The organism is Paraburkholderia sp. EG304 (assembly GCF_046543485.1).
In the GTDB taxonomy this organism is placed as follows: Bacteria; Pseudomonadota; Gammaproteobacteria; order Burkholderiales; family Burkholderiaceae; genus Paraburkholderia; species Paraburkholderia youngii.
In genome coordinates this window covers 1-454 of record NZ_JBKGUA010000337.1, presented here as the reverse complement: position 1 = coordinate 454, position 454 = coordinate 1, and the positions used below count along the sequence as shown (strand labels likewise).

Sequence of the window (454 nt, the reverse complement as noted above, 5' to 3'; positions counted from 1 at the left end):
ATGGATGTCCTCCCAGACCAACCGGGCAGGACGCCTTGTCCTGACTACCCAGCAATCCGTCATCCCGGGAACTATCGCCGACAATATCGAGTCCCTCCTCGACGACGAAGGTAATGAATCCTCCCACGACGGCAAAGGCGCTCGGAGCCACACATGTGATTCAGCTGGGCCGATACGTCTCCCGGATCACGTCCCATGAATCGACGAGGAGCCGCCACCTTGCGGTGACGGCCCCACCGAGTCGCGACGGTCAGAAGCGGGGAATGTTCCTCATATTGGACGTGGCCATCGACACCGCCTCACCAGCACCACGATTGAGCACAATCTTGCTCATGGCGGTGGCAAACCCGATCATCTGCTCGCCCTTGATCTCAGGCGGCAGGGACAAGGCGTTGGGGTCAGTGATCACCTCGACTAGGGCTGGACCGTCAAAATCCATAGCATCCGTTAGGGC

At 59.7% G+C, this 454-nt stretch carries 1 pseudogene; it reads right to left on the bottom strand.

The features are described 5' to 3' along the window. Positions 1 to 250 precede the first annotated feature (250 nt). Positions 251 to 454 (bottom strand): annotated as a pseudogene (locus tag ACLFKU_RS44170) (ubiquinone-dependent pyruvate dehydrogenase); the annotation flags it as partial.